Origin of the sequence: Planctomonas sp. JC2975, from assembly GCF_012985205.1 — a bacterium.
GTDB lineage: Bacteria > Actinomycetota > Actinomycetes > Actinomycetales > Microbacteriaceae > Humibacter.
Window position 1 is genome coordinate 2,301,431 of record NZ_JABEKS010000001.1, and the last position, 26,829, is coordinate 2,328,259.

Sequence of the window (26,829 nt, forward strand, 5' to 3'; positions counted from 1 at the left end):
GGAATCGATGAGAATCGCTGTCGCGGGCGGAACCGGGACCGTCGGACTACACGTGGTGGAGGCGCTGAAGGTTCACGGTCACGAGCCCGTCGTGCTCTCCAGAGCCACCGGGATCGACCTCGCCGCCGGGACCGGCATCGATGAGGCGCTGCGCGGAACGGATGCCGTCATCGACGTCACCTCGACCGGATCCCAGTCCGCGAAAGCCGGCGTCGCCTTCTTCGGCTCGGTGACCCGCAACCTGCTGGCCGCCGAGAGGCGCGCGGGCATCGGCCATCACATCGCGCTCTCGATCATCGGCGCAGCGAAGATGGACGCCGGATACTACGCGGGCAAGGCGGCGCAGGAGCGCATTCTCATGGCGCTGCCCGGTGGATGGAGCATCCTGCGGGCGGCGCAGTTCCACGAGTTCGCTCAGCAGATGGCCACCCGCATGCGGTTAGCAGGGGTGCACGCGGCGCCCGTGATGAACTGCCAGCCGGTCGCGGCATCCGAGGTGGGTGAGGCACTCGCCGAGATCGCCGTCGCGGCGCCGCGCGGTTTGGACACCGACCTCGCCGGGCCGCGAGAAGAGAAGATGACCGACATGGTGCGCGAGTACCTCAGGGCCGTCGGCGACAAGGGCCCCGTGATCAACGTCTCCCTGCCCGGCGCGTTCGGCCGAGGGCTCCGAGACGGCTCGATCCTTCCCGGGCCGGATGCCCGCCTCGGCACGCAGACGTTCGCCGAGTGGATCGCGGTACAGGCATCGGCCAAGGTCTGACGCTCCGGGCGTCGCGGCGGAGGTCGCCTGAGGTCTCAGGCAGCCGACGGCCGAGACGGCGGTCGGCGCTTCCGTCGCGGGAAAAAGCCAGAAATGGCCTCCTCTTTCAGCTCCAGCGCGAATGCTGCACGATCCAGGCGTGCATGGCGATGGCCGCGGCGGCCGACGCATTGATCGATCGGGTGGATCCGAACTGCGCGATCTCGACGATCGCATCCGCTGCCTCGATCGCCTCGGCCGAGAGGCCTGGCCCCTCCTGCCCGAACAGGAGGACGCACCGCTCTGGCAGCTCGAACGTCTCGATCAGGACGCTTCCGGGAACGTTGTCGACCGCGATGATCGGCATCCGCTCCTCGCGCGCCCACGCCACGAGGTCCGCAATCGTCTCGTGATGCACCACGTGCTGGTAGCGGTCGGTGACCATGGCACCGCGCTTGTTCCAGCGACGACGACCCACGATGTGCACGGTGTGGGCCAGGAAGGCGTTGGCGCTGCGCACGATCGAGCCGATGTTCATGTCGTGCTGCCAGTTCTCGATGGCGACGTGGAACGGATGCCTATGGGCATCCAGCTCCGCCACGATCGCCTCGATCCGCCAGTAGCGGTACCGGTCGACGACATTGCGCGTGTCGCCGTTCGCGAGCAGCTCCGGATCGTAGCGCTCGTCTGCGGGCCAGGCATCCCGTCCGCCAGGCCACGGACCGACGCCGTGGGTCGACTGCTCGTGGGTGGGAGCGTCGGTCGAAGACGGGGGCAGCGCGCGGTCGGGACTCGGATCCTCAGGATCGACGTCGTTCAGCACGTGCTTCAGACTACGGAGTCCGCGCGCCGATGCCGTGGGCGTCGCACTCGCCGTGCGGAGCGTGCGACCGCGTCGTGTCGCCACTGCTCGCCGAAGTCTCTGCGCGAGCGTTGCCACGTCGGGCAGCCCGCGTAGGCGAGCGGGCACCGACGGTGGCTATGGTGAGGCCGCCGAAACGAGGCGGACAACGGGCGCGGATACCCTTGAGGGACCGCATCCTGGAGGACGAACATGGCGAACCGCGACGAGATCGAGTGCTGGCTCACCGACATGGACGGCGTGCTCGTTCACGAGAACGAGGCGCTGCCGGGAGCCGCCGAGCTCATCCAGCAGTGGCGCGACACCGGCACGCCGTTCCTGGTGCTGACCAACAACTCGATCTTCACGCCCCGCGACCTCGCCGCGCGGTTGCGCACCTCAGGACTCGACGTGCCGGAGGAGGCGATCTGGACATCCGCTCTGGCGACCGCCGCGTTCTGCAAGTCGCAGATGCCCGGCGGCAGCGCGTTCGTGATCGGCGAGGCCGGCATCACGACGGCGCTGCACGAGGCCGGCTTCATCCTCACGGAGACGAAGCCCGACTACGTCGTGGTCGGCGAGACCCGCAACTACTCGTTCGAGGCGATCACGAAGGCGATCCGGCTCATCGGCAACGGTGCCCGCTTCATCGTGACGAACCCGGATGCCACTGGCCCGAGCGCCGACGGACCGCTTCCGGCAACCGGTGCCATCGCCGCACTCATCACCAAGGCGACCGGACGCGAGCCGTACGTCGTCGGCAAGCCGAACCCCATGATGTTCCGCTCGGCGATGAACAAGATCGGCGCCCACTCCGAGAACACCGGCATGATCGGCGACCGCATGGACACCGACATCGTCGCCGGCATCGAGGCAGGCCTGCACACGGTGCTCGTGCTGACCGGCATCAGCGACCAGAGGGAGATCGAGCGGTATCCGTTCCGCCCGGGCGAGGTGCTCGACGGTGTGTACCAGCTCGTGTCCACGGATCCCGTGGAGACCGACGCGATCTGACTCTGGGCGTCAGGACGGAGGCTCGGCGTCCACTAGCGTTTCGCCATGACCCGTTTCGCGGACAGCGTCCCGCTCACCGGCAGCATTGCGACCCTCGAGCCGCTCACTCTCGATCACGCCGAGGGACTCGGCCGTGCGGCGTCCGACGGCGAGCTCTGGAACATCTGGTACACGACCGTGCCGCGACCGGAGGAGATGGCGACCGAGATCGAGCGTCGGCTCGCTCTCCAGCGCGAGGACAGCATGGCGCCATGGGCGATCCGTGACTCGCGAAGCGGTGACCTCGTCGGCATGACGACGTATTGCAACATCGCGCAGGAGAACCTCCGGGTGGAGATCGGCTACACCTGGATGGCGCAGTCGGCGCACGGCACGGGCATCAACGCCGACGCGAAGCGGCTGCTGCTCGGCCACGCGTTCGACACTCTCGGATGCAACGCCGTGTACTTCCACACGCACTGGCACAACCGCCAGTCGCGCGCGGCCATCGAACGTCTCGGCGCCAAGCAGGACGGCGTGCTGCGCAGCTACCAGGTCTACAAGGGCATCGTGCGCGACACCGTGACGTTCTCGATCCTGAACAACGAGTGGCCCGCCGTTCGACAGGGGCTGGACGCCCGGATCGCACGGCACGCGCGCTGAATCGGTATCCTCAGCCCGACACGACGGCGTCGGGCCAGGGGAACCCGTCGGGATCCGCGGTGATCGCAGCGTGCATCCGCTCCTCGTCGTTGCCGCGCACGAGGTCGCGGAACGGAAAGTCGGCCGGCTCGACGAGGAGCGTCGCCGCCGGCAGGACGGGGACGGCGGATGCCGACTGCCGAAGCGTCACGGTGAGTTCACCGTACTCGAGGCACTCGTCGGGCTCGAAGCTCGTCGCTGGAAGCAGGTAGACGGCACCCGACTGCCACGGCGAGTCGGCGAGACCCACGGCATCCATCGCGAAGTACCAGGCGCGCAGGCTCGATCCATCTGGGCCGCCCGCGATGTCAGCCGCCATGTTGACGATCCTGCGCGCCTTCGCCCGGTCGATGGTGGCGTAGAACAACGGCCAGATGCCGTCCGTCGCGGCGTAGATCGCCATCCGGTTGCCGAATTCCCGCTGGTCGTTCGACTGGCGTGGCACGAACTCCGCGATGTCACGGTCCGCCGTGCCGTGCAGCACGAAGCGCCCGCTGTCCACAGCGTGCTGCAGGAACAGCCACTTGGGCGCGTCGAGGGCGTAATCGATCACGGTGACATCACTGTCCCGGTCGATCTGCGCGAGCAGGTCATCGAAGTCTGCACGCTCGGCGTCCGTCGCCGAGGTCTCGGGCATCGTCAGCATGAAGTCGGGGAGTCGCACGCCACGATCCTGCCAGCGACGCACGTCGTGCCGCACGGCCTGGTATCCGCGACCGGTGACGAATGTCATGGCACCCCAGTGACGGATGCCGCATGTCGGCCCTGCCCTGCGGCGGGACGCTTGCGGCATGAAAACGTTGCTGCACTCGTTGTCCCTCGCCGTGGCATCCGGCCTGACGGCCGAGTTCCTCCTCGGCGACCAGTATCTGGGCGGCATGGCGCCGGCCGGTCAGCAGATCGCCCAGATCATCCTGTTCACGGCGTTCTACGGATCCGCCGCGATCCTCATCCGCGAGCTCGCGCGGCGGGCGCGCGCCGGATGGCCCGGCATCCTCACTCTTGCGCTGGCGTTCGGAGTCCTCGAAGAGGGCGTGATCACGCAGTCCCTCTTCAACCCCGGATACGTCGGAGCCCACATGCTCGACTTCGGCTTCGTGCCATGGCTCGGCACGGCCGGCCCGTGGCTGATCTACGTGCTCACCCTGCACGTCGTGTGGAGCATCGGCTCGCCGATCGCCGTCATGGAGGGTGCATTCGGGCGCCGCTCGTGGATGCGCTCAGGATGGCTCGCCGTTCCTGCCGTGCTCTTCGTGCTCGGCGCAGCCGCGATCTTCTTCGTCTCGGTCGCCGCCGGAGGCTTCATGGCCAACGGGGTCCAGCTCGGCGTCTGCGTCGCCATCGCGGCCGTGCTCATCGTCGTGACCTTCACCGTGCTCCGCGGTCGAACGACTTCGGACGGCGACCCGCTGCCTGTCACGCGGTCGCGCCGGAGGTCGACGGTCCGTCGCGGCTTCGGGGCAGGAATCGCGGCCGGATTCGTGCTCGGCTCCCTCTTCCAGCTCACGTCGCAGATCCCACACACCGTGTCGCCGTGGGTGCCCGTCGTGCTCCTGGTCGTCATCATCGTTGCCGGCATCGTGTTCGCGTACCTCGTGCGTCCCGATGCCGTAGGCATGGGCTCCGGCGCGATCCTCACCTACTGCTGGGTCGGGCTCTCCCGGGCTGTCCAGACCGGACCAGCCGCCGTCATCGAGCAGGTGGTCCTGGTGCTGATCACGCTGGCCGTCCTGGCCATCGTCGCGGTGCGGCACCTGCGGGCGACGGGGTCCTCAGAGGCCCGGGCGCCTGAGAGCGGCTCGCCTGAGGTCGCGAACGACGCCCGCGCGTGAGCGCGGGCGCCGCGGGTTCGAGACCGGTCATCGGGACTTGTCACTGCCTGCTCTCTACGGAACGCTGGGACGATGACAGGGGCGTTCTCGGGCTGGACAGCCGATCAGTATGCGGCCCATCGGCGAGATCTTCCCGAGATCGTGGTGGCCGATCTGGTATCGCACTTCGGTCTCGACCTGGCATCGAGCGTGGTCGACCTCGGCTCCGGCACCGGCCAGGCGATCGCGCCCCTCAGCCGGCGAGTGGGCGTCGGCATCGCGATAGAACCCGAGCCCGACATGCTTCGGCGGCTGCGCGAGCGTACGGATGTCGGCAGCAACGTGTTGACGATCCTCGGTTCCGACCACGACCTGCCGCTGTTGCGCAACGTGCTCGGCGACCGGCGCGTCGATCTCGTCACAGTGGCGAACGCATTGCACTTCATGGATCCGGCAGCCGTCTTCGCGGATGCGCTCTCGGTGCTGCGTCCGGGCGGCGGCATCGCCGTCATCTCCCACGGCTGGCCTCTCTGGCTGGCCGACAGCGACTGGTCAAGGGCCGTAAGGGCATTCCTCGAACAGTGGCTCGGCCACGGGACCGCCAGGACCTGCGGCCTGGACGAGCAGACGCTGCACGAACGAGAAAGCCTGCTGACGTCGACGGGATTCGTCGACGTCACGGTGTCACGTCACGAATACACGACCGAGGTGACCCCCGACTACGTCGTCGGCAACCTCGCTTCCGCACTGTCGGATGAGCAGGTCCCCGCTGCACGCCGCAGCGAGTTCGAGGCCGGAGTCCGCACCGCACTCGCGCAGGGTGCGGGATCGCTGCCGCTGGAGGAACGCGTCCCGATCGTCGTGCTGGCTGCGCGAGCCCCGTCCTGAAGCGGGCGGCCCTTCGCCAGTGCGCGCCGCACCCGGCCCGCTCCACGGCGGCCGCTACTGCGGGCCGGATCCCTGGAGGCTGCCGGTGATCGGCTGTCCCGACGACCGGTTCACGAAGCAGAAATACGAGCGCTGGCCGGCCTTCCACTGCTTGTCCGTGACCGGGTAGCTGCCCTGGAGCTGGGCGTCGTCGTACTGACCCGCGGCATCGAGGTTGAGCACGCCCGGGCGGGAGCAGAGGGCGTTGATCTGCCCGGCGAGCGCATCCGCTCCGGGATATGCGGCATTCGCGTCAGTGGAGAACACGCCCGTGTAGACCATCTGGGCGGCGTGCGCCGTTCCGCAGTCGACGACAGTGAACGTGTCGGCCCAGGGAGTGGTGAACGGATCGATGCACTCGCCGCCGCGCAACGAATCCCACGGATGCTTCCCCGGCGCCTGGGGTCCGGTTGCGGCGGGCGTCGCCGTCGGTGTCGGGGTCGGGGTGGCGGTCTTCGTCGCGGTCGGCGTCGGCGATGGCGTCGTCGCGGGATGACTCACCGAGCGCCCCACGATGAAGAGCGCGATGAGCAGCAGCACGAGCAGCATGGCCCCGGCGACGATCAGCATGATGCGCTGGGCGCGCGGGGACGGACCTCCGGCGTCCTCGTCGTGGTCGCCCGGTCCGGCTGCTCCGCCCGAGCCGCCCGACGACCCGCCACCGGATCCGCCCGATGCCCCACCGCGGGACGATCCAGAGCCGCCGGATGCACCTGAGCCGCCGCCGTCCGCCGAGTCCCGCCATCCGCGGCCCCGCCGGTACGCCGAGTCATCGCCCTGCGCGTCGGAGGCGGCACCTGTCGCGGACGCGCCGAACGCGGATTCGGCCCCGCCCGCACCGAGACCGGCAGCCGCTGCGGCAGCGCCGCCTGCCGCAGCCGAGGCGCCCCACGGCCATCCCGGCGTCGGCACGGAGTCGGCCTCCGGCAGGTCGTAGGCGGCTGCCTCGCTCGCGGATGCCCCTGGCAGGGCCTCCGTGATCGACGTGGCGGTGATCGCGGCGAAGAGATCCGTCGCGGTGAGTTCCTTGGGCTCGCGCGGCTGATCCGCTTCGTCTGTCGTGGCGTCACGATCAGCGACGTCCTCGGTTGCGGAGGCCCACTGCGCGACATTCTGTCCGGCCGATTCCTGACCGTCGGCGTCTGGCCCGACGATCTCGTCCTCATCGCCGAAGAGGTCACCGAACAGTGACCACGACGACGAAGCCGCCGGCTGGGCGGCATCAGGGGCGGGATCGTTGGAAGCGGGCCACGCGGATGTCTGGTCCGGCGCGCCTGCAGCTGGTGCGGCATCCCACGGGAAGGCCGCCGTCGGCGGAACGACGGGCGGCGCGGCCGGCGGGACGACCGGAGGCGTGGCCTGCGGCAGCGACGGCCACGCCGGCTGCACGGGAGGCTGCGGCGCGGCAGCCGATGGATCCGGCTCTGGCGACCGACGCGTGGCGACCCACGGAAGCGACACGGTGCCCGGCGCGGGCTCGGGCTGCGTCGATTCAGGCTGCGCAGGCTCAGGCTGCGTCGGCTCGGGCCTCCACGGTTCGATGACAGGAGGCGTCGGAGGCACGATCTGCGCGGGAGGCGCCGGCGGTTCGGCCGGTGCCTGGGCCGTCGGCTGCTCGTACAACGGGGGGACGTACGGCGCCAGCGGCACCGACGGCGGCACCAGGCCGCGGTGCCTGCGATCGTCGTGGGTCGATGGAACGGAGGGATCGGATGCCGGATGATCCTGTTCGGCGCCGGACGTCCCGTGGATGCGCGGGTCGGGCGCCTCGTTCGGCGTCAGGCCCCAGAAGAAGCCGCCGCCCTCTGCCGGAAGGTTCGCGTCCCCGCCGCGCGGCGCAGGCGCCGGTCGCGGAGGGATCGGCATCGACAGTTCGGGGATGTCGTAGTTCGGCGGCGCCGCCCGGGGATCCGGTAGGTCGGGCCGCCGCTGCGAGGAGACTGGCGGGGGAGCCGGGAACATCGGCTCGAGGCCATCCGCTTCATCGTCGATGCCGAGATCGTCGTCGACGTCGCCGAACAACGACGAGAAGTCGTCGTCGGGTTGGTCGGACTCGTTCGGCCCGTGGAGGAAGCGGCCTGCCACTATGAGAGTCCCAGGTCGTCCAGTCCGATGGCGGCGAGGTACGGGTAGCCGGCCTGCTCGATGACTTCGCGAGCACCGGTGTTGCGGTCGACGACGACGGCGACGGCCGCGATCTCCGCTCCGACCTTCTTCAGGGCCTCGATCGCCTTGAGCGGCGAGCCGCCGGTGGTCGACGTGTCCTCGAGCACGATCACGCGCTTGCCTTCGAGCTCCGGGCCCTCCACCTGCTTGCCGCGGCCGTGGTCCTTCGGCTCCTTGCGCACGACGAACGCGTCGTACGCGAGCCCCCTGGCGGCGCCCTGGTGCAGCACCGCCGCAGCGACCGGGTCCGCTCCCATCGTCATGCCGCCCACCGCGACCACGTCGGGCACGTCGGCGATGAGGTCGAGCATGACCTGTCCGATGAGCGGGGCGACGCGGTGGTCGAGACTGACCTTGCGCAGGTCGACGTAGAAGGAGGCCTTCTTTCCGCTGGTCAGCGTGAAGTCGCCGTGGAAGACGGCCTCGTTCGAGATGTGGTCGATGAGCTGCTGGCGGGTGTCGGTCACGGAGAACCAGATTACCGGCGACTGAGGTGAGAGAAGACTGAGCTTGCTCGGTCTTCCGAACCGATGGAGTCGGTGAGTGGCTCAGCCGCGATACCGGCGACTGAGGTGAGATGAAGACTGAGCTTGCTCGGTCTTCCGAACCGATGGAGCGATGAGCGACGGTCCTGTGGACCGTCGCCGCGACGCCAGCGCCGTGGCGGCTACGCCGGCACGGTTGCCATGCGACGTCTCGGCCATGGACTGAGCCCCTATACCCTGGGGCGATGCAGCATCGCCTCGTCCGGCTGGTCGGCTCCGCAGCTGCCGTGATCGCACTCGTCGGGCTCGGCACGGCGGTGGGTACGACGATGTCCGCGGTGCCGGCGCGCGCATCCGTCCCGGCCGTCGCAGCGAACGCCACGTCGTCGAATGGCGGCGCCGCCCACGCGCTCGGCGGCACCGTTCGGCCGTTCGCGGACGACCCAGTCACCGCGCTCACCGTCGACCGTTTCGACTCGGTCTTCGACCTTCACCGGGATGCGAACAGGAACTCGTCGATGACGGTGAAGGAAACCATCGCCGTGCGGTTCCCGGACACCGACGTCAATCACGGCATCGAGCGCGCCATTCCGCAGTACGTCGGGGACATCCCGCTCGACCTCCAGGTGGAATCCATCACGGATGCCGCAGGCACGGATCAGCCGTACGTGACGGCCGACAGCACCTCGGCCGGCTACGGCGACGACATGACGGTGCTGCGGATCGGCGACAAGGACACGTACGTGCACGGGGCGAAGACGTACGTGATCACGTACACGCTGCAGAACGTGGTGCGCCACTTCCCGAACACGGACGACGCGGAACTGTACTGGGACGTGAACGGCACCGGATGGAGCTCGCGCATCGGCGAGGCATCCGTGCGCATCAATCTCCACGACGGTACTGCGGACGGGCTGAACGGCAAGAGCGCCTGTTATCCGGCCGCCTCGGAGACGTCGGCTTCGGATTCGCCGTGCGTCATCCACCGTGACGGCGACACCTTCACCTCCAGCGTGCAGGGCCTGAACTCCTACTACTCGCTGACCGTCGCGATCGGATTCGAGAACGACGCGTTCGCCGAGCCGCCGCACGCCACTCAGCAGTGGCAGTGGACCGTGGTGCCGTGGCTGTTCTTCATCCCCCTGCTGGCCGCGCTGGTCTGGGTGATCTACCTGCGCGTCGGGCCCTTCCGCGACGCCAAGGGCCGCGGCATCATCGTGCCGGAGTACGACGCACCGCGCGGAGTGTGGCCGATGCTCGCCGCCGACTTCCTGAAGAAGGGGGGCACCGCGTTCGCTGCGGAGCTCGTCGGCCTGGCGGTGGGCAAGTACCTCACCATCTCCGAGAACACGGATGCTCCCACCACCGAGCGTTACACCCTCACGCTCACGAACACCGACTGGTCCGCCCTCGACGACTCGGAGATCGCCCTGCTCGGCGCCCTCTTCCCGAGTGCGACGGTCGGAAATCAGCGGATCCTCGACCAGAAGAGTCAGGCGCTCGGCGACGCGATCGCCGCGCAGCGGGCATCCGCTCCCCGCAGGGTCACCGAGCTGGGGCTCCGCGCACGGCCGAAGAACCGTCCCAACCGCTGGGTCCGCCTGGGACTCGTGCTGCTCGTCGTGCTGCCGATCGTGCACCTCGTGCTGGCAGGCTTGAACCTGGCCGGCGTCTGGTGGGTCGCGCTGCCCGACATCGCGGCGACGCTGTTCGCGATCGTCCTCCTCGTGCTGAGCTCGCCACGGCTGCGGATCACCGACAAGGGCGCGGAGGTGCGCGACCATCTCAAGGGTCTGCGGGTGTACATCCAGTTGGCTGAGAAGGATCGCCTCGCGTTCCTGCAGAGTCCGAAGACCGCTGAGCGGATCGACGTCGCCGACTCGGGCGCCGTCATCAAGCTGTACGAGAAGGTGCTGCCGTACGCGATGGTGCTGGGCATCTCGGAGCAGTGGGTCAAGGTGCTGCAGGATCGCTATGCGACGACGGGCGATTCGTCGCCTGACTGGTACGCAGGGCCGTCGCCGTTCCTCACGCTCGCGCTGTGGTCGAGTGCGGTCTCCAGCTCGGAATTCGCCACAACCCCCGCGTCCACGAGCAGCAGTTCGAGCTCGTTCGGCGGCTCAGGAGGCGGCGGCTTCTCCGGCGGCGGTGGAGGCGGCGGAGGCGGAGGCGGCTGGTAAGCGGCCATCGCCCGCGCAGGGCAATGGCCGCCAGTCGAGGTGCGGTCAGGGCACGACCCTTCGACTCGGTTGCGCCTCACTCCGGCGCTCGGTGTGTCGTCGGCAGCCGATAGATTGATCGGCATGCGTGTGGCCACCTGGAACGTGAACTCCGTGCGCGCCCGAGCGGGTCGTGTCGTCGATTGGCTGGTGCGTGAAGACGTCGATGTGCTCGCCATGCAAGAGATCAAGTGCAAGCCGGAGCAGTTCCCGCACGAACAATTCGAGGCCGCCGGCTATGAGCTGGCCACCCATGGCCTGAATCAGTGGAACGGGGTCGCGTTCGCCTCCCGTCTTCCGATCGAGGACGTCGTCACCTCCTTCGACGGCATGCCCGGCTTCGCGAAAGGTCAGGAAGGTTCCGACCTGCCGCAGGAAGCGCGGGCTATGGGCATCACCGTCGCCGGGCTTCGTCTGTGGAGCCTCTACGTGCCCAACGGGCGCGCACTCGACGATCCGCACTACGACTACAAGCTGGACTGGCTGGCGACGCTCGCGGCCGAAACCCGCGGCTGGCTCACCCAGCATCCGGACCAGCCGCTGGCGCTGATGGGCGACTGGAACATCGCCCCGACGGATGCCGACAACGGCGACCCGACGGTGCTTCCCGGTGTCTCGACCCACATCTCCGCGCCGGAGCGCGCCGCGTTCGACGAGTTCCTCTCGCTCGGCCTGTCCGACGTGGTGCGGCAGTATCAGCCGGAGGGCTTCACGTACTGGGACTACAAGCAACTGCGTTTCCCGCGCAACGAGGGCATGCGCATCGACTTCATCCTGGGATCGCGGCCGTTCGCCGACCTCGTGACGCACGGCAGCATCCACCGCAACGAGCGCAAGGGCGATGCCCCGAGCGACCACGTGCCGGTGCTGGTCGACCTCGACCTGTCGCTGAACGGCCCCGGTGAGGACGAAGACCGCCCGATGATCTTCGGCTGAGCGCGCGCGCTGGAGCTAAGAGCGGAGGCCATTTCTGGCCTCCGCCGCGACGCCAGCGCCGACCGTCGTCTCGACGGTCGGTTACCTGGAGGCCACAAGCGCCTCCGCCGCGACGCTTCCTCTTGCACGGCCGGACCGCGGAACGACGCCGCCCCAGAACCGGCTCGTGCGGCCCCGCGCCGACCGGACCAGAGCGCCCTGACGCGCTCCGGCAGACAAGCGCGTCCGCTCTCCTGAGCACGCGGGTGAGCAAGGGTTTTCGGTCCCTAGACCGAGGGCTAGACTCAGGCGGATTCTGCCTGATCGCCCCCGCAGTGGTGCCCACCTCTTGCCTGCTCGCGTGATGGTCCGAGACGAGGAGATGGCCATCAGCGGCGAGCCATTCTGGCGGGCGCGTTCTGCGCGGCGCCGGCCCCTGCTCCTTGCGATCGGCGCCACGGTGTTCGTCCTGGCCGCGCTTCTCTCGGCCGCGGCCGGCCTGTGGGGGCGGGCGCCGACATCCGAAGTGCGCCACGCACTGACGAGCGCGTCGTTCACCGAACGTTCGGAGACCGTGACGGCGCACGAGTCTCGCGTGACCGCTGCGCAGCGCGATCATGTGGATGCCGTCATCGCGCGGGACTTCGGATCCGCGCCCGTGCACGTTGCACGCACGACCTCGGGCGACGCGCTGCGCTGGACCGTCACGCCCGTCGCGTCGAAGGTGCTCCCCTCCGATCTGGCCGCACTGCAACACGGGTTCACCGTCTTCGGACCGAACGTGGACGACGCGCTCACGCCTGCCGGCGGGGCGACCACGATCGGATCCGGCGCCACGACCATCGCCACCATCGCGCAGGCGGTGCAAGTGGTGGAGCAGACGATCGTGGTGCCGCTCGGGATCCTCGCCGTCGCCGGCGCAGTCGCCGTCGCCATGCTCGGGCACCTCCTGGTCGTGGCGCGCACGACGGAGGATCGCCTGCTGAGGCTTCGCGGCGCATCCCCTGGTCGCATGGTCGGTCAAGCGCTGCTCGAGGGCGTGGCCGTCGCGGTGCCGTCGGTGATCGCCGGCGCGCTCGTCGCTCAGCTCGCGCTCGCACCTCTGCTCGGTTTGCCCGTCGGCGTCGCCGAGGTGGCCGTCCCGCCGCTCGCGGCGCTGGTGCTCGCTGTGCTCGCGCTCGTCGCGACGGCCGTGCCCGCCGCCGTCCGTCCGCTTGCAGGAGACGACGCACGGCGGCGAGGCGCGTCGACGGTGGGCTTGATCGCGATCGTTCTCGTCGTGCTCGGCGCCATCTGCACCTGGCGATATCAGGAGGCGGCGGATGCCGCATCCCTCATCCGCGACCCGCTCGCCCTCGCCGCTCCCACCGTGGTGCTCTGCGCCCTGGCCGCCGTAGCGGCGGCGCTCCTCGCACCCCTCGGACGTCTCGTGGCTGCACGTCTCGCCCGCGGGCGGGAACTCGGCACCGCGCTGACCGGCAGGCAGATCGCACAGAGCTCGGGGATCCTCGCGGCCCCGGTGTTGCTCGTCGCGCTGGCGGTGGCCACCGGGACGCTCGCCGCGGGCGCGACGGCAACCTCGGAGTCGTTCCTCGACGACGCCGCACGGCTCGCCAACGGCGGAGCGGCCCGGATCACCGTCTCGGGCGACCCGCTGCTCTCCAGTTCCCAGGACCTGCTGCCAGCGGGCCTTCGCCGCGCGGCGAGCGGGGATCCGTCGTCGGCGCCGGTGGCGCCGGTACTGCGCTCTTCCGGCATGATCAGCAACGTCGCGACCGGCGTCGTCGGGGTGCGGGCATCCGAACTGCCGACGATCGTCCCGGTGAACGAGCGCCGCCTGGACTCGGCAGGCATCGAATCCGCCATCGCGTCGCGCACGCTGCCCGGCGTCGTCCTCGGCTCGGCGGCCACGTCCGGATCCACGTTGACGGCGGCACTGGAGTCGTCGGGCACATGGGCGACCGGCACGCCTGCAGCGTCTGCGCCGACGGCGACGATCACGCTCTGGGTCGTCGATCCCGCCGGCGATGCCGCTCCCGTCTCGCTGCCGCAGACACCCGTCGGGGGCGACAACACCCTCTCGGTTCGACTGCCCTCCGGCGGGCCGTGGACGGTGGCGGCAGCCGACGTCGGCGTGCAGTCGGACGTCATCGCGACCAACGTCACCGTCGCCTTGAAGGACCTGAAAGTGGATGGCAAAGCGGTCGCCACGTCGTCGGCGAAGTGGGCGGCGCGCCCTGACATCTTCGGCGACCGGGCCTCGACCAACACGACGACCACGATCGGTGCCGGCCTGCCCATGGTGGATCCGGAGTCCGTCGGCGGCGAACTGGTGCGTGTGATGCCGGTCGGACCCGCCAGCGCACCGGTCGCGATCAGCCAGAGCCTCGCGGACCAGACCGGGCTCAAGGTCGGCGACACGACGGCGGTCGACGGTCAGGTGGCGAGCTTCACCGCCAAGGTCGCGCGGATCATCCCGGTCGTGCCCGGCACCAGCGGCAGCGCGGCGATGCTCGCCGATCTCCCTTTACTGCAGGCGGCGTACTTCGCCGGGTCCCAGCAGCCGCCGACCGTGCTGGAGGCATGGACGGCGGATCCCGTCGTCGACCGTGCGGGCTGGGGCCTCCACGGCGTGACGATCACCCGGCCGTCTACTGTGCTCGAGGCGGGATTCGTGCGGGCATCTGCGACGGCGTTGTGGCTCGCAGCCGCCGGAGCCGCCGCGTTCGCCGCGCTGACGGTGGCCGCCACCGTGGCGGCGCTGCAGCGCGACCGCCGACCGGAGATCGAGGTGCTGCGCACGCTGGGCGTCGAGTCGAGACGCCAAGCCGGCATCAGGGTCGCTGAGTCCGGCGGTGCCGTCGCGTTCGCGCTCATCGCCGGCGGACTGGCAGGGATGCTCGCCACCCCCTTGATCGCTCCGGCCGTCGCACGCACGTCGGCGCCGGCCGCACCCGATGCGCTGCCCGTCGGCATCGCGATCGACGGGCTCGGCCTCGCGATCCTGGTCGGTGCACTCGCCGTCGCCGTCGCCGGTCTCCTCGCCGGACAGTATCGGCTCACACGACGAGCAGCCGAGGGCTCACGCGGCGCTGACGGCACGAACGACCTGCTGGGGGGAGTGTCGTGAGCGGGGAACGGGCATCCGCGTCCTCCGCAGCGACGGAGACGCTCGACCCGCACAGCCAGGAGAACCGCTCCACGGCATCGGCCGCCGAATCATCACGCACCCGATCGTCACGCACACGTGCACGCGCGAAGTCGTCCCGTCGCGCTCCGAGCGACCGTTCGTTGTTCCGCCGCTCACTGGGCGATCAGGCGGCCAGGCTCACCGTGCTCGGCGTGCTCGTTGCGGTGATCGCGCTCGCGGCCGTCGGAGCGCCTCGGCTCACGGAGCGCCTCATCGACGGCAACCTGCGGCACACCGTGTCGTCGGCATCCGCGCCGTCGCGCGACCTGATCTCCGAGATCGATGCTCAGCACCGGCTCCCGTCGAACTCCATCACCTCGGAGTACACGATCGCGCCGACCTGGAACGCGATGCCCGCCACCCTGCGTCACACCACGTCGAGCATGCCGTCGGAGTTGCGGGACATCGTCGGATCCGGCCGGTATTCCGGCATCGCCAGCCCCCTTCAGGGCGGTGGACTCGACCCGGGTTTCACCGCGTCGAAGAACCCAGGCGCACCCTCGGGCGGGCAGATCCTCTCCGTCGAGGCGTATCCGGACCTGAAGGCGGATGCCGCACTCGTCTCCGGCCACTGGCCTCAGACATCCACTTCGGCGAAGGCCCCTGTGGAAGTCGTGATGACGGCCGACGCCGCAAGCGCCCTGCACTGGCGCCTCGGGGACACGCAGCACATCTCCCACACCCCGTTCGACCGGGTGGTGAAGCTGGTGGGAACGATCCGCCCGCGTCAGACGGACAGCGACTACTGGTCCCTGGACACGACGCGAGCGCGTCTCGTCGTGCAGACCGACAACGACGGGCAGCAGTTCCGCCGGGCCGTGATCTGGGTGGATTCCGACTCGTGGGGCGATGTCGGTGGGCAGTTCCCCGGCAACAGCATCGAGTCCTGGTTCCCTGTGGACGGAAACGCCGTCGCGCTCTCCACGCTGTCCGACCTGCAGACCGGACTCGAGCTGTTCCTCGCCAATCCGGCGCCCATCAACGACGGCACCCAGGACGGCCACGTGCTGCGCTTGTCCTCGTCGCTGCCGGCGATCCTCTCCGCGTTCTCGGTGACGGCGCTCGCTTCGTCGTCGATCGTTGCGCTGACGATGGCGGCGTCCGCCGGCGTGGCGCTGCTGACGCTGCTGCTCACGGTGCGACTCCTCGTGGGGTCGCGGGCATCCGTACGCAGCCTGATGCGCACCAGGGGCGCCTCACTCGCCACACTGGGCTCGCTGACCGCCGCCGAGCTGGCCGTCGCGGCTGTTCCGGCGGCTCTCGTCGGAGGCGTCGCCGGGATCGCGTCGGTGGCGATTCCGGTCGGCGTGCATCCGTCCGTCCCGTTCGCGTTCGGCGCCCGGGAGGTGCTCACCGTCGCGGTGTGCGCCCTCATCGCACCGGTTGCGGCGGCATGCTTCGTGCTGGCCGCCGACGGACTCCCGGCTGCCGCGAAATCGGCGGCGCGACGACTCAGCTGGATCGGCCAGGTGGCCCTCGTCGTCCTCGCGGCCGCAGCCCTGGTCGTCGTCGTCGAGGGCGGCGCGGCGAGCGGCGACTCGTCCGTCGATCCGCTCGTCGTCCTGACGCCTCTGCTGCTCGCACTCGCCGGCGCCGCCGTCGTGCTGCGACTCTTCCCTCGGCTCGTGCGGTTGCTGCGCGGCGGCCTTCCCGCACGAGGCAGGGCCGCCTCCTTCGTCGGCCTGACCGAGGCGAAGGCCACGAGCGGCGTCGCCTGGATGGTCACCGCCGCCGTCGTCGCCACGAGCATGGGAGTGCTCTCCGTGGTGCTCGTGACCAGCGCCATGGGGGTCACGGTCGCGACCGGCGACACGACCGCGTCGAGCCGGTCGAGCACCGCCCCGATCATCGTGCCGGGACTGCTCGGCATCACGATCGCAGGCATCGTGCTGAGCATCGTATGCGCTGCCGCCGCCTTCGCTGCGTCATCGGTGGCGGATGCCCGTTCCCGACGCCTGCGGACCGTCACCATGCGCGCCCTCGGCTTCGACCGTTCGGCATCAGGAGTCGTCGCCGCGTGGCTGACGGTTCCCGTCGCGATCGTCAGCGTCGTCGTGGGATGCGCGCTCGGCGTGCTCATCGCGATCCCGACGCTGCCCGCGATCGTTGCGACCGGATCCGGATCCGCAGCGACCGTGGTCATCGGCTGGGTTCCCATCCTCGCGGCTGCGGGATCCATCCTCCTGCTCGCCATCGCCGCCGGCGTGGTGCCGGCACTGGCCGATCGCCGGGCGACGCGGGGCGACGGGGACAGGACAGGGCGAGGCGCCGCATCCGGTGGGAACTCGAAGACAGCCTCTTCGAAAACCGCCGACTCGAAGGCCGCCAGAAGGAGGCAGGCATGACGTCACGATCAGCGGCGCGAACCGCGCGGGCACAGGCATCCGCCGCCCCAGCCGGTCCCGGTGACGCACGCCGAGCAGGCGGCGCCATCGCGTGCCGCGGCCTGGTGCGCATCTACGCCTCGAAAGACGTCGAGGTGCAGGCTCTGCAGGGCCTCGACCTCGACATCGCCTCCGGCGAGCTGGTGGCGATCGTCGGGGCATCCGGGTCGGGCAAGTCCACGCTGCTCGGCATTCTCTCGGCGCACGACAAGCCGACGGCGGGCACCGCGACGGTGGCCGGGATGCCGGCGCACGCGCTGAGCCGCTCCGACCGGCTGCACTATCGGCGCCGCGTCGTCGGGTTCGTGTGGCAGAAGACCGAGCGCAACCTCGTGCCATACCTCACCGTCGCCGAAAACCTGCACCTGGCCCGGTCGCTGGGCAGTGCGGATCGCAGCGACGCGCGCACCGACGACCTCGTCGACCTGCTGCAGCTCGGCGAGGTGGCCGACCGGCGGCCGGCCGAGATCTCCGGGGGCCAGCGGCAGCGTGCGGCGATCGCGGTCGGACTCGTGAACGAGCCGTCAGTGCTGCTCGCGGATGAGCCGACCGGCGAGCTGGACGACGCGACGAGCGCCGATGTGCTCGAGATCCTGCGACGCGTGAACCGCGAGCTCGGCACCACGACGCTCATCGTCACGCACGACGCCACGGTGTCGGAGCACGTGGGGCGCACCATCCAGATTCGCGACGGACGGATCTCGAGCGAAGTGCTCCGCGACGACGACCTTCTGGGCACGGGGCTCCCGGCCCGGGAGTTCACGGTCGTCGACTCGGTCGGACGCATGCAGCTGCCGAAGGAGTACGTGTCGCACCTGGGCATCCGGGATCGCGCCCGGCTCGAACTGCACGACGACCACATCGGGGTCTACGCGGAGCACACCCCGAGCACGGGCGAGCCCCCTTCCGGCCAAGCATCCACGTCGGCGCCCGCGTCCGTCTCCCAGCCCGCCGCCAGTGCCGCGCCTCCATCCGCGACCGAAGCGGCAGGCCCGTCCGAAAGCACAACCGCGCCCGCGGTCGGAAGCGGGGCTGCGCCCAAGCACCGCAAGGCGAGCGCAAACGAGAGTCGCGGCGCAGCGGGCAACGCGGCGTTTCCCGACGCCGGAGCAGCCACCGCCGGCGACGCGATGACCGACGAGGCATCGGTACCTGCCGATGCCAACACACCTGACGACTCCGAGGACGACGACCGATGAACGGCGAACCCATCCTCGTCGCCGAGGGGGCGTCGCGACGCTTCCAGAGCGGCATCCAGACCGTGGATGCCTGCGCCGACGTCGATCTCGCGGTGAGGCCCGGCGAGTTCGTCGTGGTGCGCGGCCGGTCAGGCGCAGGCAAGACGACGCTCCTGTCGCTCCTCGCCGGCCTGGTGCGTCCAGCGGGGGGCCGGGTCGAGGCGCTCGGACTCGATCTCGGATCCGCCTCCGAGGCCGAACTGACCCGTCTGCGACGATCGGACATCGCGACCATCCCGCAGGACTTCGGCCTGCTCGGCGCGCTCACGGCCGCCGAGAACGTGGAGGTCCCGCTCCGGCTCACCCGAGAGGATCCGCGCGAGCGCGACCGCCTTGTCGCCCACGCCCTGGACGCCGTCGGGCTGGGTCATCAAGCCAAGCAGCGTCCCGACCAGCTCTCCGGCGGCCAGCAGCAGCGCGTCGCGATCGCCAGGGCGATCGTCCGTCCGCGCCGCATCGTGCTCGCCGACGAGCCGACCGGATCCCTCGACTCCGCCACGGCGGCGACCATCACCGACGTGCTGCACGGGCTGGCCCGATCCGGCGAGTCGGCCGTCGTCGTGACGACCCACGATCCCGTCGTCGTCGCGCGAGCGGACCGCGTGCTGCAGATGCACGACGGCCGCATCGCGGAGTCGTGAGCCCCACCGGCGCCCGCCCGTGCACCGAAAACAGCAGAGTCCGCGCTCTCGCGTCCAGAACAGCAGGATTCCTGCTGTTCTCGGCGACACCCGCTGTTCTCGCTTTGGCGTTGCAGGGTGCCCTAGGTCGTACGACCCCAGCGCCTACCGCGGTACTGTCGAGCGTCGGCTGCACCGTGCGCTGTCGTGCGTACGTCGAGCCTCGTCGGTGCCGGCCCGCGTTCTACGTTGAAACGACACTTCGCACACGCACGGAAGGAACACGGGATGCCGCATCACGAGGATCCGACGGGTCGAGTCCGGACTCGACGCACCAGGCCGGCTGCGCCGGTCGCGGTGATGCTGACCGGCGTCGCTCTCGCGTCCTTCCTCGCCGCGTGCGCGAGCGCGACGCCCGCCAGCACGCCGGTCGCTGCGCAGACCGACGGCCAGTCCGCGGCCCAGGCGGACAGCCAGTCGAAGGGCGTGATGCACACCATTCCGCCGCTCAAGCCCGGCGTGCTCGGTCCGTCGCCTGCGCCGACCGCCAAGAATCAGCCGCTCACTGCCGACCAGGCCTCCCTGCAGCAGCTCTGGGCTGGGGTGACGAGCGGCCCGAGCGGCACCCCGACCAACCGGGCGGCAGGTGAGATTCCGCAGTCGTTCACGGACTTCGCGGATGCCATCGCGAAGCGATGCGCGCCGATCCTCACCGCCGATCAGACCTCGACGCTCGCCACGCTGCGCCAGACGGTCACCACGACGGCGGCGAGCGCCGGCACGGATCTCGGCCCATCGATCACGGCCTACGTCGACGCGGCCACCAAGGACTGCATGAACTGATCCGGAGTGGGCGCGAGCTGCGCCCACTTGTGGTCCGGAGGCGGTCGAACCCGTCAGTACATCATCCGCGGGTCCGCGTAGTACTTGAACTCGAGCAGATTGCCCGAAGGGTCCTTCAGCATGAAGGACTCGTGCTCTTCGACCTTGCCCTCGAACCGGTGGAACGGCTCGACGAAGAACTCGAGCTCTCGGGTCCGCGCCAGTGCGACCAGGCGGCGCCAGTCATCCGCGTCCCGGAAGGTCACGCCGAAATGCCGCGGATACATGCTCGGGTTCGGGTCGTAGTTCTGCGAGAGGTGGCACACCACCTGGTCGCCGAAGAAGTCGAGCGTGATGCGGTCGTCGTAGCGGCGCGCCAGCTTGCAGCCGAGACCCTTGACGTAGAAGTCGTACGCCTCGTCGAGGTCCTTGGCCGGGATGGCGAGATGGAAGGCGTCGCGGGGTTCACGCATGGATGTCTCCTCGGAGTGCGGATTCGGTGGCGGTGGCGGGGTCGAACGACGGGTCGATGGCGGCGTCCAGCGCCAGGAGTGTGTCGCTGCGCAGCCCGAGGCGCAGCGTCTCCAGCGGCACCAGGTCGGAGTGCGCGATGTTGCCGACGTTCACGTTGGGTCCGACGCGACGGATGAAGTAGTTCTGCAGGTCTTTCGTCGGCGTCTCGAACATGAGGCGGTCCACGTCCACGCCGGACTCGAGGATCTCCTCGATCAGGCCGTATCGCAGCTCGCCGTTGGAACGGGCAATGCCGCTCTTGCCGCTCTCGCGCGCCTCAGTGATGACCGTGTGCGCGCCCGCGGCGAGGTCCTCGTTGATGTAGCGGACCCAGAGCTCGGGACGCATGGTCTCCGAACGTTCCGACTCCTTGTAGCCGACCTCGCTGTAGACGCGGTAATCGGATGCCACGCGCGCGATGTAGTCCGCCTTGCGCTCGTTCGAGAGGGCGATCGTGCCGTTGGAGATCTCGACCGTTCGCACCTCGTACTCATCGACGAAGCGACGCCATTCGTCGAACATGCCTTGCGAGACATACTTCTCGAACAGGGTGCCGCCGAAGTAGAAGTCCACGCCATTGGCCAGCAGCGCATCGATCTTGTACGTCAACTGGGCAGTGACCAGGGCCGTGCCCCAGCCGAACTTGACGACGTCGACCAGGTCGCTGTGGCTATCGACGGTGTCCACGAACTGCGCGGTCGGAAGTCCTCCGTCGATCATCATCGTGCGGCCGCGCGTGCGCGGCTTCGCCTCCCTGAGCGGCAGTCGGAGTGAGGTTTCCAGCATCGCGACTCCTTCCCGTGCACCCGTGAAGAGGGGATCGGGGCGGCACGTGCGGACTACCCTGGCCGCGCCGTCTGTGCTTTCTCACAGGTAAAGCTATGCCTCAGGTGCGGATTCCGCAGCACCTTCCAGCAGGCGGGGGAGCTCGGCGAGCGAGTCGACCACCGCAAGGCACGACGCTTCGACGGCCTCGTCGTGCTCGATGAGGCCCCACGGTCCCCTTCGGATCCGCACCGCGCGCAGCCCGGCGTCCAGTGGTGCGACGACGTCGTTGCGCAGCTGGTCGCCGACGTAGACGGTTCGTTCCGGGGAGGCGCCCGCCTCGGCGGCGGCACGCCGGAAGAAGTCAGGATGAGGCTTCGCAATGCCCCAGTCCGTCGAGGATGCGATGAACGCGGCGCCGAGATCGAGGGCTCGCAGACGGTCGCTCGTGCTGGACGGCTGGTTGCCGGCGATGCCGACCACGATTCCCCGCGCCGCGAGCGCTGCCAGGGTGGGCCGCACATCCGTATAGAGATCGTCCTCGGTGATGCCGACGTCCAGCCCGGCGGCGCGGCGGGCGGTGAGAAGTTCCGGGTAGGAGGGTCCGGAGGTGGACCGGCCACCGGCGCTGCGCTCGCCGCGGCCACCGGCGACGCCCGTGGTCGCGCCGAAGTACTCGATCACCTCCGCTACCTTGCGGCCGCGCGCGATCATCGCGCCGAAAACGGCGGAGAACGTATGCGCCGGAACATCGAAGAACTGCGCCCAGGCGGCGTACTCGCGCGTGCGGTCGAGGACCGTCTCGCCGATGTCGAGGATGACGGCATCAGCGATGCGGCCGGGACCGCTGGTCGAATCGGGCATGCCTCGATCCTTTCACCGCCGCTGCATGCCCGACGCGGAGCGGCACCGGGCTCACGCCAGCAGTGCCGAGATCACCAGGAGCATCGGAAGCGACGCGATCGTCGTGATCAGCACGGTGTCGCGGGCGATGACCTCGCCGCGCTGGTATCGGCTGGCGTAGTTGAACACGTTCTGGGCTGCGGGAAGGGCTGCGAGCGCGACCACCGCGAACAGCGCGTGACCGTGCAGCCCGAGCAGGAGGGCGACGCCCCACGCCACGAGCGGCATGAGCACCACCTTGCCCACGGATGCAGCGATGATCGGCATCCGTTCGTGTGCTGTCCGCAGGGGTCGGGCCCCGCGCAGTGAGATGCCGAACGCCAGGAGGACCAGCGGAACCGCGGCGCCCCCGATGAGTTCGAGGGGCTGGAGCACCGCATCCGGAATCCGCCAGCCGGTGAGGTCGATCAGGACGGCCAGCACCGATGCCAGGATGATCGGGTTGCGCACCGGCTGCATCAGCACGCTGCGCCAGGAGGCCCGGCCGTGCGACGTGATGTCGAGAACCGCCAGCGCGACGGGCGCGAACACGATGAGCTGCAACAGCAGGACGGGCGCGACTAGTGCACCGTTGCCGAGCACGTAGAAGGCGACGGGAAGACCGATGTTGTTGGCGTTGACGTATCCGGCGCCGAGCGCGCCGATCGTGGTCTCCGGTGCTGGACGAGGGAAGAAAAGCCTGCTGACCACCACGAAGGCCAGGGCCGCGATCACAGCCGACACCGCCGCGATGAGCAGGTTGGCCGAGAAGACGTCGTGCAGATCCGCTCGCACGAGCACGGTGAACAGGAGCGCCGGGCTCGCGATGAAGAAGGCGACCCGGTTGAGCACGTATCCCGTCGACGGTCCGCCGAGGCCGAAGCGTCCGGCGAGGTAGCCGACCAGGATGACGAAGGCGATGATCCCGAATCCGATCAGCACACCCGCCACCCGACAAGCCTATGGACTCCGACGCGTGCATCCGAACCGCGTCCTGGCCGAGGCGATCGGCGCACCGTAGGCTCGAACCCATGCCACACCTGAGCGTGCCGGGGGCCGAGTTGTACTACGAGGCCGATGGGCCGGCGTCCGCTCCGTGCGTGCTGCTGATCCACGCCGGATGCGCCACTCTGCGCATGTGGGACCCGCTCGTGCCCGCGCTCGCCCAAGACCACTATGTGGTGCGCTTCGACACCCGCGGCTTCGGCCAGACCCGCACCGACGATGTGAAGTTCAGCGACAGGGATGACGCCCGCGACGTTCTCGAGCACCTCGGTGTCACGCGCGCGACGGTCGTCGGGGCGTCCCGTGGCGGACGCATCGCGCTGGACCTCGCGCTCGAGTCGCCGGAGACGGTCACCGGTGTCGCGACGGTCGGATCCGGTCCGAGCGGCTTTCCGGACACCGAGCTCACCGACGAGGAGGACGCGGCGTTCGACGGCCTCGACGACGCCTACGAAGATGCCGACTGGGAGCGGATGACGCGCCTCGAGACAGCACTGTGGGTGGTCGGTCCGCGCCGCGACGAGTCGACCCTCGACCCGGCGTTCGTCGAGACGGCCTACGCCTTGAACCGTCCCAACATCGTGCACAGGGCCGAGGCGCCGGTCTCCGTTCCGCTCGAGCCACCCGCCTACGACCGCGTCGCCGACCTGCGGATGCCCGTGCTCGCCACGGTCGGCGAGTTCGACCTCTCCTTCGAGCTGGCTTCGCAGGCCTTCCTCATCGACGCGGTGCCCGGCGCAGAGGGCTACATCTTCAGCGACACGGCGCACCTGCCGAGCGTGGAGCATCCGGAGGAGTTCAACGCCGTGCTCACCGGCTGGCTCGCGGAGCACGGGCTGTAAGGCCGAGGCGCACTGCCATCCACCGGCTGTCGCGCCGGATGGCGCGGTTCAGGGCAGACCACCGGCCTCGCGCACAAAGCTCTGCGGGAGCTCTCCGAACCCTGAGTGCTGCGAACCGTTGCGACGGCACCAGCGGGGAGGTGTCAGCTGCGGCCGACGAAGTCGTCCATCGAGGAGTACACGCCGAAGACCGGGCCGGCGATGGCATCCCATGCTCGCGTCGGCAGGATGCCCTTGAGTGCCTTCGCGAGGCCGACCGACTTCGGCAGCATCAGCATCGGACGGCCGGCGAGCATGGCATCCCACACGCGGTCCACGACGTATTCGGGCTTCATGATCGGCGTGAGGAGCGGACCCCGCGCCCCCTCGAACATGCCCGTGTCGATGTAGCTCGGGGTCACCGTCGTGACCTTCACGTTGGTGTGGTCCTCGCGCTCGAGTTCCAGCCGGAGCGAATCGCTCCACCCGACGACCGCCCACTTGGATGCCGCGTACACGCTCATCCGCGGGTTCGACAGCAGCCCCGCGGCCGACGCGATGTTGACGATGCGCTTGGCGCGGTACGAATCCTCGATCATCGCCGGCAGGAACTCCCGCGTCACGTACATGGGCGCCAGAGCGTTGACCTGCATGATCTTGCGGGTGTCGTCGCCGTTGTCGTGCTCCCAGAACAGAGCGCCCCGCACGATGCCCGCATTATTGATGACGATGTCCGGATCGCCGGCGTGCCTGCGCACCTTGTGCGCGGTCTGCGCGATGGCGCCGAGCTCCCCGAGGTCGACCGCGTACGTGTACACCGCCGTGCCGGGCTCGGCGACGGCGCGCAGGACCTCCGCGAACTCCTCGAGGGATGCCTTGTTCACGTCCCACAGAACGACCGACTTGGCGCCCTCCAGCACGGCCCGCTCCGCGTAGAGCCTGCCCATGCCGCTCGCAGCGCCGGTGATCAGGATGCGTGCGCCTCGAACCGTTCGTGCCATGCCTCTATTGTCGTCGGTCGGCATGCTGCTGCCGCGCGGATACCCTCCGCGAGGGTGCCCCTTCCTCCGCCCGAGGGTGCCTCTTCCTCCGCCCGAAGGTGCGCGCTTCTCCGCGCGAGTGTGCGCCTTCCTCCGCGCGAGAGTGCGTCCTCCTCCGCGCGAGTGTGCGTCCTCCTCCGCGCGAGAGTGCGTCCTCCTCCGCGCGAGAGTGCGTCCTCCTCCGCGCGAGAGTGCGTCCTCCTCCGCGCGAGAGTGCGTCCTCCTCCGCGCGAGAGTGCGTCCTCCTCCGCCCGAGACGATCGGCCGGACGTTACGCCAGCGCCCCGAACAGATCGTTGAGCGCTTCCGTCATCGACGGATGCGTGTAGATCCCGTCCCGCAGCTGCGTCGCCGTGGCCCCGAACCGCATCGCGACGGCCACCGTGTTGATCACCTCGTGGGCGTCGTGCGCGAGCACGGTGACGCCGAGGATCTCGCCGGTTGCGGCATCCGCCACCGCCTTCATCACGCCTCGGGTGTCGCCGACGATGCGGGCGCGAGGCACCGTCGCCATGGCCTCCACCTCGCGCGTCGCCGTGAGCAACGCACGCCCGGTTGCGTGCGCCTGGTGCTCGTTCAGGCCGACGCGGGCCAGCGGCGGCGTGGTGAAGACGACGTGCGGCACGGCAACGCGATCCGCGGTGGAGCGGATGCCGGCTCCCGTGAGCTGGTCGAGCACGATCCGGTAGTCGTCGAGCGAGACGTAGGTGTACTGCGGCCCACCGTTGACGTCACCGACCGCGAAGACGCGCGGGATGCTCGTGCGAAGGTGTTCGTCGACGACCACAGCGCCACGGGCATCCGTCTCGATGCCGACCGCGTCGAGCCCGAGGCCGTCGGTCATCGGCCGGCGTCCGAGCGCCGCGAGCACGAGGTCGCCGTCGACGGAATCGGCGACGCCGTCGGAGCGTGTGAAGCTGACGGATGTCGCATCCTCTCCATCTGCGACCCCGCTGAGGGCCGCACCCGTGATGACGTCCACCCCGCTCTCGGCGAGCAGCACGGTGATGCGCGCCGAGATGTCGGGATCCTCGGCGGGGAGGATCCGCTCGCTCCGCTGGATCAGCGTGACCTCCGCGCCGAACGCGGCTTGCATCGAGGCGAACTCGACCCCGACGTATCCGCCGCCCAGCACGATGAGCCGGTCGGGTCGCTGCGGCAGTGCGAGCAGCTCTGTGCTCGTCACGACCCGGGAGCTCTCGCGCAGCCCGGGGATGTCCGGGATCGCCGGCACGGCGCCCGTGTTGATCACGATCGTGTCGGCGTGAACGGTGAGGCGATCGTCGCCCGCGGCGACGAGCAGCGTGTGCGGATCGACGAAGGTCGCGAATCCGGTGATGACGGTGGCCGTGTCCGGCGTGTCCAACATCGCGAAGTTCTTGTCGCGCAGCAGGGCGGTCAACTCGCTCGTCGCGCCGACTGCGGCGGTCCAGCGAGCGCTGTCATCCGCGGGCTCTCCGCCTGCGTCGCCGAGAAGTTCCGGATGCTCGCCCCGATAGACCAGCGCCTTCGTCGGCACGCACCCGATGTTGATGCAGGTGCCGCCGTACATCTGCGCCGACTGCTCGATCATCGCGACCCGCTTGCCCGCCTTCGCGAGCGTCGCGGCGAGGGTCTTGCCGCCCTTGCCGAACCCGATCACGGCGAGGTCGACGGTGAGAGAAGGGGACGCCGGAGTTGTCGAGGGTTCTTCGCGTTCGGATGCCATGGGCTCAGTCTGTCCGAGTCGGCCTCGGATCGGGAGGTCC

Annotated in this window: 23 protein-coding genes; 13 read left to right on the plus strand and 10 right to left on the minus strand. The window is 69.6% G+C overall.

Features of this window, described 5'->3' with window-relative positions; all coding sequences use genetic code 11:
• The first annotated feature begins 7 nt into the window (after window positions 1-7).
• Window positions 8-763 (plus strand): SDR family oxidoreductase, encoded by a 756-nt coding sequence (locus HII28_RS10400; protein ID WP_170025333.1) that lies wholly within the window; start codon window positions 8-10, stop codon window positions 761-763.
• Window positions 764-869: 106 nt separating this feature from the next.
• On the opposite strand, the gene HII28_RS10405 is transcribed toward HII28_RS10400, so the two are convergent.
• Entirely contained in the window at window positions 870-1,520 is a 651-nt protein-coding gene (locus tag HII28_RS10405) for a TrmH family RNA methyltransferase (protein WP_170026074.1), read from the minus strand.
• Between the two features lie 276 nt (window positions 1,521-1,796).
• Here HII28_RS10405 and HII28_RS10410 point away from each other — a divergent pair, with 276 nt between their 5' ends.
• Together HII28_RS10410 and HII28_RS10415 are read left to right on the plus strand one after the other, a co-directional pair.
• A complete protein-coding gene (locus HII28_RS10410) occupies window positions 1,797-2,597 on the plus strand; it encodes an HAD-IIA family hydrolase (RefSeq protein WP_170025334.1) in 801 nt (266 codons plus the stop codon).
• A gap of 45 nt (window positions 2,598-2,642) precedes the next feature.
• The gene (locus tag HII28_RS10415) at window positions 2,643-3,239 is read left to right on the plus strand and encodes a GNAT family protein (RefSeq protein ID WP_170025335.1); all 597 of its coding nucleotides are present in this window, start codon (window positions 2,643-2,645) and stop codon (window positions 3,237-3,239) included.
• 10 nt (window positions 3,240-3,249) lie between these two features.
• Here the strand turns inward: HII28_RS10415 and HII28_RS10420 are convergent, their stop codons facing one another.
• Window positions 3,250-4,011: a hypothetical protein gene (locus HII28_RS10420; protein WP_170025336.1), complete on the minus strand. Its 762-nt coding sequence runs from the start codon at window positions 4,009-4,011 to the stop codon at window positions 3,250-3,252.
• A gap of 58 nt (window positions 4,012-4,069) precedes the next feature.
• On the opposite strand from HII28_RS10420, the gene HII28_RS10425 reads away from it, so the two are divergent.
• Both HII28_RS10425 and HII28_RS10430 read left to right on the plus strand, forming a co-directional pair.
• Window positions 4,070-5,110, plus strand: coding sequence for a hypothetical protein (locus HII28_RS10425; RefSeq protein WP_170025337.1), 1,041 nt, complete (start codon window positions 4,070-4,072; stop codon window positions 5,108-5,110).
• Between the two features lie 72 nt (window positions 5,111-5,182).
• The gene (locus HII28_RS10430) at window positions 5,183-5,977 is read left to right on the plus strand and encodes a class I SAM-dependent methyltransferase (protein WP_170025338.1); all 795 of its coding nucleotides are present in this window, start codon (window positions 5,183-5,185) and stop codon (window positions 5,975-5,977) included.
• A gap of 54 nt (window positions 5,978-6,031) precedes the next feature.
• Here HII28_RS10430 and HII28_RS10435 read toward each other — a convergent pair whose 3' ends face one another.
• Both HII28_RS10435 and pyrE read right to left on the minus strand, forming a co-directional pair.
• Entirely contained in the window at window positions 6,032-8,101 is a 2,070-nt protein-coding gene (locus tag HII28_RS10435; RefSeq protein WP_170025339.1) for a hypothetical protein, read from the minus strand.
• Window positions 8,101-8,649 carry an orotate phosphoribosyltransferase gene (gene pyrE, locus HII28_RS10440; RefSeq protein ID WP_170025340.1) on the minus strand — a complete coding sequence of 183 codons (549 nt, stop codon included), beginning with the start codon at window positions 8,647-8,649 and terminating at the stop codon, window positions 8,101-8,103. The genes HII28_RS10435 and pyrE overlap by 1 nt, the downstream gene beginning before the upstream one ends.
• Window positions 8,650-8,912: 263 nt before the next feature.
• Here pyrE and HII28_RS10445 point away from each other — a divergent pair, with 263 nt between their 5' ends.
• From HII28_RS10445 to HII28_RS10475, 7 genes are all read left to right on the plus strand, one after another.
• The gene (locus HII28_RS10445) at window positions 8,913-10,847 is read left to right on the plus strand and encodes a DUF2207 domain-containing protein (RefSeq protein ID WP_170025341.1); all 1,935 of its coding nucleotides are present in this window, start codon (window positions 8,913-8,915) and stop codon (window positions 10,845-10,847) included.
• 123 nt (window positions 10,848-10,970) lie between these two features.
• Window positions 10,971-11,822 carry an exodeoxyribonuclease III gene (locus HII28_RS10450; protein WP_170025342.1) on the plus strand — a complete coding sequence of 284 codons (852 nt, stop codon included), beginning with the start codon at window positions 10,971-10,973 and terminating at the stop codon, window positions 11,820-11,822.
• Between the two features lie 343 nt (window positions 11,823-12,165).
• On the plus strand, window positions 12,166-14,931 hold the full coding sequence (locus HII28_RS10455) for an FtsX-like permease family protein (RefSeq protein ID WP_346769326.1): 2,766 nt from the start codon (window positions 12,166-12,168) through the stop codon (window positions 14,929-14,931).
• On the plus strand, window positions 14,928-17,336 hold the full coding sequence (locus HII28_RS10460) for an FtsX-like permease family protein (protein ID WP_170025344.1): 2,409 nt from the start codon (window positions 14,928-14,930) through the stop codon (window positions 17,334-17,336). The genes HII28_RS10455 and HII28_RS10460 overlap by 4 nt, the downstream gene beginning before the upstream one ends.
• Window positions 17,333-18,574, plus strand: a complete 1,242-nt coding sequence (locus tag HII28_RS10465; protein ID WP_170025345.1) for an ABC transporter ATP-binding protein — start codon at window positions 17,333-17,335, stop codon at window positions 18,572-18,574. Before HII28_RS10460 ends, HII28_RS10465 begins: the two co-directional genes overlap by 4 nt.
• Complete coding sequence (locus tag HII28_RS10470; protein ID WP_170025346.1) at window positions 18,571-19,254, plus strand: ABC transporter ATP-binding protein; 684 nt, start codon at window positions 18,571-18,573, stop codon at window positions 19,252-19,254. Before HII28_RS10465 ends, HII28_RS10470 begins: the two co-directional genes overlap by 4 nt.
• 267 nt (window positions 19,255-19,521) lie before the next feature.
• Window positions 19,522-20,076 (plus strand): hypothetical protein, encoded by a 555-nt coding sequence (locus tag HII28_RS10475; RefSeq protein ID WP_170025347.1) that lies wholly within the window; start codon window positions 19,522-19,524, stop codon window positions 20,074-20,076.
• Window positions 20,077-20,129: 53 nt separating this feature from the next.
• Here HII28_RS10475 and HII28_RS10480 read toward each other — a convergent pair whose 3' ends face one another.
• The 4 genes from HII28_RS10480 to HII28_RS10495 all read right to left on the minus strand — a co-directional run bounded on the left by HII28_RS10480 (window position 20,130) and on the right by HII28_RS10495 (window position 23,166).
• Window positions 20,130-20,528 carry a VOC family protein gene (locus HII28_RS10480; RefSeq protein WP_170025348.1) on the minus strand — a complete coding sequence of 133 codons (399 nt, stop codon included), beginning with the start codon at window positions 20,526-20,528 and terminating at the stop codon, window positions 20,130-20,132.
• Window positions 20,521-21,354 carry a phosphosulfolactate synthase gene (locus tag HII28_RS10485; protein ID WP_170025349.1) on the minus strand — a complete coding sequence of 278 codons (834 nt, stop codon included), beginning with the start codon at window positions 21,352-21,354 and terminating at the stop codon, window positions 20,521-20,523. The genes HII28_RS10480 and HII28_RS10485 overlap by 8 nt, the downstream gene beginning before the upstream one ends.
• A 93-nt stretch (window positions 21,355-21,447) precedes the next feature.
• Window positions 21,448-22,197 carry an HAD family hydrolase gene (locus tag HII28_RS10490; protein ID WP_170025350.1) on the minus strand — a complete coding sequence of 250 codons (750 nt, stop codon included), beginning with the start codon at window positions 22,195-22,197 and terminating at the stop codon, window positions 21,448-21,450.
• A gap of 51 nt (window positions 22,198-22,248) precedes the next feature.
• Window positions 22,249-23,166: an AEC family transporter gene (locus HII28_RS10495; RefSeq protein ID WP_170025351.1), complete on the minus strand. Its 918-nt coding sequence runs from the start codon at window positions 23,164-23,166 to the stop codon at window positions 22,249-22,251.
• Window positions 23,167-23,246: 80 nt separating this feature from the next.
• Here HII28_RS10495 and HII28_RS10500 point away from each other — a divergent pair, with 80 nt between their 5' ends.
• Window positions 23,247-24,062, plus strand: a complete 816-nt coding sequence (locus HII28_RS10500) for an alpha/beta fold hydrolase (protein WP_170025352.1) — start codon at window positions 23,247-23,249, stop codon at window positions 24,060-24,062.
• Window positions 24,063-24,205: 143 nt separating this feature from the next.
• On the opposite strand, the gene HII28_RS10505 is transcribed toward HII28_RS10500, so the two are convergent.
• Entirely contained in the window at window positions 24,206-25,042 is an 837-nt protein-coding gene (locus HII28_RS10505) for an SDR family oxidoreductase (protein ID WP_170025353.1), read from the minus strand.
• Window positions 25,043-25,352: 310 nt separating this feature from the next.
• Complete coding sequence (locus tag HII28_RS10510) at window positions 25,353-26,789, minus strand: FAD-dependent oxidoreductase (RefSeq protein ID WP_170025354.1); 1,437 nt, start codon at window positions 26,787-26,789, stop codon at window positions 25,353-25,355.
• Window positions 26,790-26,829 lie beyond the last annotated feature (40 nt).